Genomic DNA, 8,083 nt, shown 5'->3' on the forward strand with positions numbered 1-8,083 from the left:
ATCGACGATCAGCGGGATGTGGTCGGCATCGTCGTGGGCCTGCACTGCCGCGAGCACCTTTTGCATCACAAGGATCGTGGCCAATGGCCCCATTCCGCCGAGTATCCCGACACGAAGCATCATGCGGGCACCTGTGTGTCCATCGCGGCAATTGCATCCAGAATATGATCTGCCAGTGCCGCGCAGTCGTCCAGATCAAATGTCAGTGGCAACCGCAAGTCGAACAGACCCGCCAGAATTGCCTCGGTCCGTGGCAGGCTTTGAGCGGTGACATAGCGCCAACTGTGGTGGTTTGACGTGAGACCGGCAGGATGCACCGCGCCGAACCATTTCAGCTCGACCCCGACATCGGCCAACCGTTCGACCAACCCCGCCGCCTTCGCCGGTGCAATGCCCGGAAGGCAAAAGTGGAGGGATGAGCCGACATACTGTTCGGCCTTAGGGCGTTTGGCCATCCGGACGCTGGGATACGTTGCCAAACGATGCGCTACAAGATCGTGACGCTGGTTCCACACGGCGATGTTTTGCCCAATGTCACGCAGCTGCGGGCGCAGCAGGGCAGCGCGCAGATTGTCCAACCGCGCCGAGGTGTTGGGGGTTTTCAGACGGATAGTGTCATTATTTCCCGCATCCGGCCCCGCGCCATGCCGGTCATAAAGCATGTAGGAGCCTGAAAGCATCGTTGCCCTTGCCATGAAATCGGCGTCGTCCGAGTTCAGCAACCCGCCTTCGCCGGAATTCATGTGCTTGTAGGTCTGGGTGCTGAAGCACCCCGCCAATCCGAATGCGCCGGACGCCTTTCCATACCATCGCGCGCCCCTTGTATGGGCGCAATTCTCGATCACTGTCAGCCGCAGATCGTCAGCAAGCTGTGACAGCTGGTCCATGTCACACAGATGGCCGCGCATATGAGACAGCAGCAGATGGCGCGCGCCACTGCTGCGGGCTTTGGCTGCCAGATCATCAAGGTCGATCACCAGATCCGGTGTGATTTCCACCAGCACCGGCTTGCCACCAACTGCCGTAATAGATCCCGGCACCGGCGCAAGCGTAAAGCGGTTGGTCAGCACCTGATCGCCCGGTCTCACGCCCGAGGCACGCAGAGCAATCTGCATTGCCTGCCCACCAGATGCTACCGCCAGACAGAACTTAGCCCCCTGCCAATCGGCAAACTCGCGTTCCAGCAGCATTGCTTCACTGGGCTGGCCCGACAAGGTGTTGTACCTGTGCAACCGGCCCCAGCGCATGACCGCAACCGCCGCCGCGATACCGCTTTTCGGTATAGGCGTCTGTTGGGTGAAACTTCTTTCAAAGCGCGCCCGTGCCATTGGTCAGGCTACCACAAGCGCTTTGTTGCTTTCGGCGAAGGCGGCGTCATAGCCAAACAGTGCTGCTGACCCGCCGGTGTGCAGGAACACCACCCGTTCGCCCTTCTTGAATTTACCTTTGCGGCAATAATCAATCAGCCCAGCTGCGCCTTTGCCGGAATAGACCGGATCAAGCAGGATGCCTTCAAGTTGCGCAAACATCCGGATTGCCTCCAGTGTATCTTCGCGTGGGATGCCGTATCCGACGCCTACGTAGTTGCTGTCGGCCACCACATCTTCGCGCATCACAACATCGGGGCAACCCAGCTTTTCGGCCGTCTTCAGCGCCAAGGCGAAAACGTTCTGTTCTTGTTTCTCCCTTGGGGCACGCACGCCGATGCCAAGCAGCGGGATGCGAGCGTTGATTGCTTTCAGGCCGGTGATCAGGCCCGCCTGCGTCCCCGCCGACCCGGTCGCCGTGACCAGATGGTCGATCACGAGGCTGCGGTCATTGGCTTGACCAACCAGCTCGAAAGCGCAGTTTACATAGCCAAGCGCCCCCGTGGCATTCGATCCGCCGCCGGGAATGAGATAGACCTTGCGCCCCATGGCGCGCAGCCGTTCTGCCGCTTGTTCCATCTCGGCCTGCATGTCTTGGCCACCGGCGCGCTTTGACGTGGTTGCGCCATGCAGATGGTCCAGCAGCACGTTGCCGTTGCCATTATAGTTGGCGTCGTTCGAACCGGTGCGATCTTCCAGCAGGATGTGACAGGCCATGCCCAGTTTGGCCGCAAATGCCGCCGTCTGGCGCGCGTGGTTCGACTGGGTGGCGCCCTGGGTCATCACGGTGTCTGCGCCCATGGCCAGCGCTTCGGCCATCAGGAACTCCAGCTTCCGCGTCTTGTTACCGCCGGTCGACAAGCCGGTGCAATCGTCGCGCTTGATCCAGATTTCTGGCCCGCCCAGTTCCTTTGAAAGTCGGCTCATCTTCTCCAGAGGCGTGGGAAGATGCGCCAGATGAACGCGAGGGAAACGGGCGAGATGCATGGCAATTCCTTGACTAACTTGTATTCTTCGACAGTCACACAGAAAGTTTTGCCTATCAAATGCGAAATTCTTGAAGTACCATGCAAAGATTGCAAGTTATGGAGGTGCCATGCGGCTGGAATGGTTGGAAGACATTTTGGCCATCGGTGAGACCGGATCTTTCAGTGGTGCAGCTGCGCGACGCCGGCTGACCCAATCAGCCTTCTCTCGTCGTGTTCAACAGATCGAAGACTATGTCGGCGTGGAATTGTTCGACCGTAGCCACAAGCCGATCCGGCTGCAACCGACGACGCTGGCGCAAAGCGAACAGATTCTTGTGCTGTCCTCTGCGCTCAGACAATTGCTTGTCGATCTGCGCCGGGGCGAGCGGATGACCAGCAACAAGGTCGTGGTCGCCTGCCAGCATTCGCTGACCACGGTCCGCCTGCCTAAGATTCTGCAGCAGCTTTGCGCCCAGCGTGAAGGTCTTCATGTTCGGTTGCGCTCGGCCAATCTTGACGAATGCACCGGGCTATTATTGTCGCGCCAGGCCGATGTTGCAATTGTTTACCGGCTTCCTGACGAAGCGAGCGATTTCAACGCCGACTTTCTTGAAGTTATCACCATCGGCGCGGACCGGTTCATTCCCGTATTCAACACCCCGCTTTCCCAGTTGTCTGGCAGTGCTCGCCAGAGACCCGATATCCCCTACATTGCCTATCCGGCGGACGTGTTTTTCGGCAAAGTAATGGAACGAAAGATCCTGCCCTTTCTGGATGCGGGCGCACATCATGCGCAAAAGGTGGAAACCGCATTGACGCTGGCGGCGGTGGAAATGGCCGCAGCCGGGATCGGTGTTGCTTGGGTACCAGAGTCTCTGGCGCGCGCGCGTATCGCCGTCGGAGACCTGATCGATGTATCGTCAGAGTTGCCGGCGTGCGATCTGCAGGTCAGTGCGATGCGGCTGCAGGGAAGTCCCAGCATGGCGGGAACCGCGTTATGGTCGCAGCTTCTTGATCAGTAAGGCGGGCGCCGGGCAACTTGGTCAAAGGTAAAAAATCTGGCGAAGGCTTGAGTGTAGTTCGGCAGTTGTCGTTCGGCCTGCCCTGCAAAGCGCCGCCGCCGACCCTTCACAACAACGGTCGCGGATCAGCGTACCGTGGCGGTCGCCGCTTGATCGCAAGCCAGCTCCAGCCCCTCGGCGAAGATCACCTGTGCGGACTCGAAGCGCAGGGTGAACAGGCGTGCGAACGGCAGACGCTCTGCCCTGACAAAGTCTCCATCCATCAGACGTGATGCTGCAACTGCTGCGACTTCGGCGCCATAAAGCACCTTGGCACGCCAGTCGCGTATCATGATCTGCTGACCGGGCGCGACCAGAAGGTCAACCTCTGGCCGATCATACCCAAGCGACGACGCACAAATGCGAACCAGCGTAGCGTCTTTGTGCACTGACGATGAAATGGCGACCAGGCGCACCGCACCGGTACGGGTGACAATCCGGTCCCCCGGTTCAAGAAATTCCACCGGCAGCAGCCCGTCGAGGGTCTGGACATGCGTACCAGCCAGAACTCCCCGGGAGCTTTGTCCGCGGGCACCGGCGTCAACAATGACAACTCTGGTCTGACCATCCATCTGTGCCACTCAACCTTGTGCATTCATCTGCAGTTGTGATGGCCCGGATTTGTGACCCGCTTGGGATCGGCAGGCGTTGATTTTAGGGCAGATGTGGTGACATCGAGATGGCGTTGCGGCGAGATTGTGTCTGGGTGGAGCTGCGTAATTTCACCCCTCGCTCTGCCACCGCGTCTTTGCTAGAAGGTCATCGCTCTTGTTCGCCTATCGGGCGCAAGGTGATGCGGGTGTGGCGAAATTGGCAGACGCACCAGATTTAGGTTCTGGCGCCGCAAGGCGTGGGGGTTCAAGTCCCTCCACCCGCACCAAAATACCAGAAAAACGCTTCAATCTTAAATGGTTGCAGGGTTTTTTCTTTTTCGATCCCCCTTGCTGTCCCCCCTTCAGTCGCGCGTTGGTAGCTTGCGGACGTGCTGATGGACCAAGTTGCCGGTCGGCTTGTTCTTGCCCAACTCAGAGCAGTCGACAGACCCGGCCCATCCATTCGACCAGGATGCACGGTTGCGATGCTACGGAACCGTCGCAACCGGCTCTGTTGCACAAATCAGCTAACGGCCGGAACTTCCCTTTCCCCGGACAGACCTACCCCACGACCTTTGTGACGGGGATACCGAGCGCGTTGAAGCCGTTCAAGACGGCAACACGGACCTGGAACTCTGCGACCTGACGGTCGAAGTCCCGCGCCATGAGGCGTTGCCCTAGCAGTTTCACGCAATGCATCTTTGTCTCGACGCGGCTCCGGCGGTGGTAGCCGCTCCATCGTCGCCAGAGCGCGCGGCCGAGGTATTTCGACGCCCGCAGCGCTTCGTTGCGCGGCGAGCCATTGTCCGCCATTGGTCCGAGGACAATGGCGAGCGCACCTGCCGTGACGGTCTTCCAGGGTTTCGCATTCCTGCGGGGTGGAATGACGGCGGCAGCACCTCGTTCGGCCCCTCTCACGGTTTGCAAGCAAACCGTTGCCGGGCAACGGATGGCATCGTGACACTTGCGGGTATCATAAGCTCCATCGGCGGTGACGCTGGCGATCTCCTCGCCGGGAGGGATCTGGTCGAGCAACTCAGGCAACATGGGCGCATCCCCAACGTCGCTGCTGGTGACCTCGACCGCCCTGATCTCCGGCGTTTCCTCATCAATTCCGAGGTGGATCTTGCGCCATACACGGCGTTTGGTGCCGCCGTGCTTGCGGGCGTTCCACTCGCCTTCACCCTCCACCTTGATGCCAGTGCTGTCGATCAGCAGGTGCAGCGGACCCTGTCAGCCCCGATGCGGGATGTTCACCGCAAGGGTCTTCTGGCGGCGGCTGAGGGTGCTGAAGTCCGGCATCATCCAGTGCAAGCCAATCAGTTGCAGCAGGCTCTCGACGAACCCGGTCGTCTGTCGCAACGCCAGGCCGAAAGGACCTTCATCGTCAGGCAGGTCTGGACGGCGTTCGTCGGGAAAACAGTCCCCCGGACTGTTTTCTGATCCGCCTCACCACTGTAGACGGGCTGTCGACCACGCTGGCCGGTCGGCTTCGCCGCCCACGCCATGTCAGGATCGAACCAGATCGTCAGCGACCCCCGGCGCTTGAGCGCCTTGTTATACGCGGGCCAGTTCAGGGTCTTGTAGGTCGGTGTGTTCGGTCTGCTCGTCCACCACAGCTATCACGCTGGATTCACGAGATGAATCCGTCATCGGATTTGTGCAACAGAGCCCATCCCCGTGACGCGCACGATCGACAAGCTTTTTGCAAACCGTCTCGCCGTTTTGCTTGATGAGAATCGGAAGAAGTAGGGTAAGCCTCCGGCCTAGGCCGCAGTCAGGCGACTTGCACAGTTTGGTCGTATTCCTTCGGGCGAGGGCCGTCTGACGCAATCGGCTGAGTTCGGCTAAGACGCTGAACTGTAAAGAGCGAGTATCGTTGACTTTGAAGGCATCGTTGGGGATACTGCCATATCGCCCCGCCCCATTCGGTGTCGATCTGTCACGCCTTAGCAGGGTTCCTCGCATGGACGCAGCGACGACCATCATTGGGATAGACTGCAGTCCACGCGCGTCCAGTAACTCAGGGCGGATGCTCGGCGAGGTTCTTCGCTCGCTCGAGAGAGACCGGCGGGTGAAGGTCGTGGAACAGGTGCGTCTAGCTGATGAACGTATCGACTGTCTCGGGTGCGAGCAGTGTTATCAATCGTTCGGATACCACGGCGACGGGATCGATCGTGTTCTGTCACTTATGAAAGAGACGGACGTGATTGTGATGGCTTCTCCCACCTGCTTCGGAATGCCGCCGGCCCTGGGCGTCGTCTTGCTCAACAGATCGGATCCCCTGTGGCGCGACGGACAGCCGCTCAAAGGAAAACTCGGAGCGGTCATCGTCAACGGCGCCACCGATCCCGCGGACGACCCGAGTGTACGCCAATGCGCGGACAACATGATCAAGTTTTTCGAACAGCATGAGATGCCCTGCGTCCAGCCGGTCCATCTGGGGGGAACGCTCGCGTATCCCGAGCAACGGTTTCCGGACCCGCTCCCCGCCGGGACAACAGCCATTCTTGAGCAATTGGCTGACGAGATCCGGCAGTGGGTCGGGAGCAGGTGATACCGGCACATCTCTTGCCTCCTCGCATGGTGATGGTCTGCCTCCTGAAAAGTGGTCCTGGACCTGTCGCGGTTCCGTTCCGGCCAGGTTGGTGACAGCCTGGGCCAGACATACATCTTCAAGCTTCTGAGCATGACGACGGCCGCCGCGGCAGGATCATGACGCATGGCGGCCTCCGGCGATCTGGGCGCGCAGGCCGTCATAACGGGCGACATTCGCCTTGGGTTCGTGCTTCAGGATCAGGGCCTGCGGGGTGTCGAGGGTGGGGCCATCAATGGTCTTGCCATCAATCAGCCGGTGCAACAGATTCAGCACATGGGTCTTGGTCGGCACGCCGCCTTCCAGTGCCAGTTCGACGGCGGTCAACACGGCCTGTTCATCGTGATGCAGAACCGATGCCAGGATGTCGACCATCCATTAGCCGGCAGGCGATGCAAGCATCGCCGAGAGGCTCGCGATCACCACCCGGCTTGCGCAACATGTGATCCTGCAACTTCCTCAACCCCTTGGGCAATTCCGCGAACTTGGCACCATTGCGAAGCGCGCACGTTGCCCGGCAACGGTTTGCTGGCAAACCGTGAGAGGGGGGCTTGCGTTGAACGACAGCCAGATAGTGCCTCCAGTCGTAGATCGTGCGCGGTGGCACATCATGAGACCGCTGAATCAGCCGCGCGTGTTCGCAAAGGATCTGGCCTTCGGCGGCGACAACCAGACGCTCGGGCCAGACGCTCGGGCCAGACGCTCGGGCCAGACGCTCGGGCCAGACGCTCGGGATAGATCCTCAGGCTGACCGGGCGGTTCGCGAAAGACGCCGGACGCTGTAGCGATTGCGGTCAAAGCTGATCAGACAGGTCGGCGACACCCGCTTGCTCTTCTCGACAAAGCCGTCAAAAGCCTGCGGCAGCGGCATCAATGCGGCCTGCTCCTCGGCCCAGACCTCGGCAATCGTGCCGGGCAGAGCGCCGTGCGGGATCTCTCGCCACAATTCCATACAGCGCTGTTCCAGCCAGGCGTTCAGGGCTGCCAGATCGGGAAAGTTCGGCATCGGCAGCCAAAGACGCGGCCCGTTGCCCGGCAGCGCATGCCCGCATGCGCGAGAGGGGGGCATCCTGCACGTTCTTCTCAACCTGACCCTTCTCCCAACCCGAAGCCGGGTTGCAGAACTGGGGCTCGAACACATAGTGATTGGTCATGGCGAGGAACCGGACGTTGACCTGCCGCTCTTTACCCCGGCCGACACGGTCCACCGCCGTCTTCATGTTATCGTAAATGCCGCGGTCCGGAATACCGCCCAACACACGGAAGCCGTGCCAATGGGCGTCAAACATCGAAGCCATCGTGGCGCCATCGGTCCGAGCCCGATGGCTGAGGTCATGGGTTTGCAGCAGATAGGCCCAGACCAGAAAGGCCCGGCTGTGTGACAGCTTGATGTGAGCGACCTGCAACTTCGTCCGCTCGCCGCCGAGCAGGGCAAAATCCTCGCTCCAATCAAACTGAAACGCCTCCCCCGGGCGAAAAGCCAGGGGGACGAAGGTGC

The 8,083-nt window shown here is 60.3% G+C and carries 5 protein-coding genes, 1 tRNA gene and 3 pseudogenes; 3 read left to right on the top strand and 6 right to left on the bottom strand.

The features are described from left to right. The 3 genes and pseudogenes from RMO18_RS11085 to RMO18_RS11095 form a co-directional block, all read right to left on the bottom strand. Positions 1 to 120 (bottom strand): annotated as a pseudogene (locus RMO18_RS11085) (aspartate racemase); the annotation flags it as partial. Continuing rightward, positions 120 to 1,247, bottom strand: a complete 1,128-nt coding sequence (locus tag RMO18_RS11090; RefSeq protein WP_309665933.1) for a DegT/DnrJ/EryC1/StrS family aminotransferase — start codon at positions 1,245 to 1,247, stop codon at positions 120 to 122. The gene RMO18_RS11090 and the pseudogene RMO18_RS11085, both read right to left, overlap by 1 nt. Positions 1,248 to 1,331: 84 nt before the next feature. Next, complete coding sequence (locus RMO18_RS11095) at positions 1,332 to 2,354, bottom strand: D-cysteine desulfhydrase (RefSeq protein ID WP_309665935.1); 1,023 nt, start codon at positions 2,352 to 2,354, stop codon at positions 1,332 to 1,334. 109 nt (positions 2,355 to 2,463) lie between these two features. Here RMO18_RS11095 and RMO18_RS11100 point away from each other — a divergent pair, with 109 nt between their 5' ends. Beyond that, positions 2,464 to 3,357: a LysR family transcriptional regulator gene (locus RMO18_RS11100; RefSeq protein ID WP_309665936.1), complete on the top strand. Its 894-nt coding sequence runs from the start codon at positions 2,464 to 2,466 to the stop codon at positions 3,355 to 3,357. 125 nt (positions 3,358 to 3,482) lie between these two features. Here RMO18_RS11100 and RMO18_RS11105 read toward each other — a convergent pair whose 3' ends face one another. Continuing rightward, the gene (locus tag RMO18_RS11105) at positions 3,483 to 3,968 is read right to left on the bottom strand and encodes a Hint domain-containing protein (RefSeq protein ID WP_309665940.1); all 486 of its coding nucleotides are present in this window, start codon (positions 3,966 to 3,968) and stop codon (positions 3,483 to 3,485) included. Positions 3,969 to 4,191: 223 nt separating this feature from the next. On the opposite strand from RMO18_RS11105, the gene RMO18_RS11110 reads away from it, so the two are divergent. Next, positions 4,192 to 4,276, top strand: a tRNA-Leu gene (locus tag RMO18_RS11110). 274 nt (positions 4,277 to 4,550) lie between these two features. On the opposite strand, the pseudogene RMO18_RS11115 reads toward RMO18_RS11110, so the two are convergent. After that, positions 4,551 to 5,608 (bottom strand): annotated as a pseudogene (locus tag RMO18_RS11115) (IS5 family transposase). Positions 5,609 to 5,955: 347 nt separating this feature from the next. On the opposite strand from RMO18_RS11115, the gene RMO18_RS11120 reads away from it, so the two are divergent. Beyond that, on the top strand, positions 5,956 to 6,546 hold the full coding sequence (locus RMO18_RS11120; RefSeq protein ID WP_309665938.1) for a flavodoxin family protein: 591 nt from the start codon (positions 5,956 to 5,958) through the stop codon (positions 6,544 to 6,546). A 156-nt stretch (positions 6,547 to 6,702) separates the two neighbouring features. On the opposite strand, the pseudogene istA reads toward RMO18_RS11120, so the two are convergent. Next, positions 6,703 to 8,083, bottom strand: a pseudogene (gene istA, locus RMO18_RS11125) (IS21 family transposase); the annotation flags it as partial.

Origin of the sequence: Tabrizicola sp., from assembly GCF_031377265.1 — a bacterium.
Lineage (GTDB): Bacteria > Pseudomonadota > Alphaproteobacteria > Rhodobacterales > Rhodobacteraceae > JAUYQR01.

Coding starts and splice junctions, on each gene's coding strand:
- RMO18_RS11090 (WP_309665933.1), bottom strand. CDS start 1,247: ATGCGCTGGGGCCGGTTGCACAGGTACAACACCTTGTCGGGCCAGCCC.
- RMO18_RS11095 (WP_309665935.1), bottom strand. CDS start 2,354: ATGCATCTCGCCCGTTTCCCTCGCGTTCATCTGGCGCATCTTCCCACG.
- RMO18_RS11100 (WP_309665936.1), top strand. CDS start 2,464: ATGCGGCTGGAATGGTTGGAAGACATTTTGGCCATCGGTGAGACCGGA.
- RMO18_RS11105 (WP_309665940.1), bottom strand. CDS start 3,968: ATGGATGGTCAGACCAGAGTTGTCATTGTTGACGCCGGTGCCCGCGGA.
- RMO18_RS11120 (WP_309665938.1), top strand. CDS start 5,956: ATGGACGCAGCGACGACCATCATTGGGATAGACTGCAGTCCACGCGCG.